We start from the raw sequence: 2,177 nt of genomic DNA on the forward strand, positions 1-2,177 counted from the left end.
CCCTCTTTGCCCCGCCCCTCCCGCTTCCCCCTCCCGCCTTACCTGTCCCGCCTCACCTATCTCAACCCGGAGGTCCCCACCCACATGTCCGTGCACGAAGACGCCGTCGAACTGGCCGGCGAACTGACCGAGCTGCGCCGCGCCTTGCACCGCGAGCCTGAACTCGGCCTCGAGCTGCCTCGCACCCAGGAGAAAGTGCTCGCCGCGATCGATGGACTCGGTCTGGAGATATCGACTGGCAAGGGGCTCAACTCGGTAACCGCGGTCCTACGCGGTAATGCACCCGGCCCGACCGTCCTGGTGCGCGGAGACATGGACGCGCTACCGCTCCAAGAGCAGGGAACGCACGACTACCTATCGCGCAGCAACGGCGTCATGCACGCCTGCGGACACGACCTGCACACGGCGATCCTCGCGGGCGCCGCGAAGCTCCTCTCGGCTCGGCGCGGCGACCTGCACGGCGACGTGGTCTTCATGTTCCAGCCGGGGGAAGAGGGCGACGACGGCGCGGCCCACATGATCGCCGAGGGCGTGCTCGACGCGACCGGCACGCCGCCGAGCGCGGCGTACGCGATCCACGTGACCTCCGGGCTCCTCCCGCGCGGCGTGTTCGCGACAAGGGCCGGCACGCTGATGGCGGCGTGCGCGGACTTCAAGGTCACCGTGCGCGGGCGTGGCGGGCACGGCTCAGCCCCCTACCGCGCCAACGACCCGATCCCCGCCGCGTGCGAGATGGTGACCGCGCTGCAGACGGTCGTGACGCGCAAGTTCGACATTTTCGATCCGATCGTGGTGACCGTCGGCTACTTCCAAGCCGGCACGAAGAACAACATCATTCCCGACACGGCGGTGTTCGACGCGACCATCCGGGCCTTCTCCGCCGCCGCGCTCGACCGCGTCCTGCCCACGGTCAAGGCCACCGTCGAGGGCATCGCGAAGGCCCACGGCCTCGAGGTCGACGCGGAGTTCCACAGCCTCTACCCGGTGACGGTCAACGACCCGGCGGCGGCGCAGACCGTCGGCGCGACGGTCCGCGAGCACTTCGGCGAGCAGCGCTTCGTCACGATGCCGCAGCCGCTGGCCGGCGCCGAGGACTTCTCGCGCGTCCTCGAACGGGTCCCCGGCGCGATGGTCTTCCTCGGCGCGACGATCGAGGGCCGCGACCCGTCCACCGCCCCGTTCAACCACGCCCCCGAGGCGGCCTTCGACGACCGCGTCCTGCCGGACGGCGCAGCGCTGCTGGCCCAACTCGCGGTCGACCGGCTCGCCGCGCCGACCGTCTCGACCCCCGCCAGCTAGCGACACGCCCCCGATAACGACCGGCCGCCGCCAGCCCCGAACCCGCCGCTGAACGAAACCTGCTCGCCCGGGCCCTAGAATGACCATGCGGCGAGCCGGTCGGGCGACCGCGTGCGCAGGTGCGAACCTGCGCCCGAGGAAAGTCCGGGCTCCACAGGGCAGGGTGGTTGGCAACACCAACCCGGGGTGACCCGCGGGATAGTGCCACAGAAAACAGACCGCCGCGGCCAAGCGGCTGCGGTAAGGGTGAAACGGCGGGGTAAGAGCCCACCAGCGCCCGGGGTGACCCGGGCGGCTCGGTAAACCCCACCCGGAGCAAGGTCAAAAAGGGACGGCGCCGCGGCGACAGCCGCGAAAACCGCCCCGCGCGAGTGTCTGAGGGCGGCCCGCCCAAGCTCGCGGGTAGACCGCTTGAGGCGTGCGGCGACGCACGCCCTAGATGGATGGTCGCCTCGCACGCTGTCCGCAGCGCGCGAACAGAACCCGGCTTACAGACCGGCTCGCCGCACGAGAACGCCTCTGACCTGCGCTTTCATCCTCGAGTCGTGCCCGAAATGTCCCTACGGGTCAGCACCAGGTCAGCACCATGCAGAGTCGTCCGCATTTGCGCAGGTCAGCGCGTCTCAGGGTTCGGATGGCGATTTCGCCAACTACCGCCAGGTGCATTTCGTGACATTTCGCAGCCGGTCGAGCAGTCTTTAGGCGGTCTGTTTTCGCCACCATCGCTGGATCCGAGTACGAACTCGCTTCCGCTGAGGCTCTTTCAGACGTGGCTCAACGGATGCTGAAAGGTATCGGCGTGTGCCGTTGGGGCGCGCGCGGTGCCGTCGGCGATCCGTTGGGGCCAGAACGGCCCTGTGCGCCACCCTGGCGCCAGA

1 protein-coding gene and 1 other RNA gene are annotated in these 2,177 nt (G+C 69.5%); both read left to right on the forward strand.

Annotated features, from left to right (window positions below; translation table 11 throughout):
- A partial coding sequence (locus VFA06_RS07400) for a M20 family metallopeptidase (protein WP_324839687.1) occupies positions 1 to 1,299 on the forward strand: 1,299 nt, incomplete at its 5' end.
- A gap of 91 nt (positions 1,300 to 1,390) precedes the next feature.
- Positions 1,391 to 1,806, forward strand: an RNA gene (rnpB, locus tag VFA06_RS07405) — RNase P RNA component class A.
- The last annotated feature ends 371 nt before the right edge of the window (positions 1,807 to 2,177 follow it).

The organism is Actinocrinis sp. (genome assembly GCF_035653575.1).
Lineage (GTDB): Bacteria > Actinomycetota > Actinomycetes > Streptomycetales > Catenulisporaceae > Actinocrinis.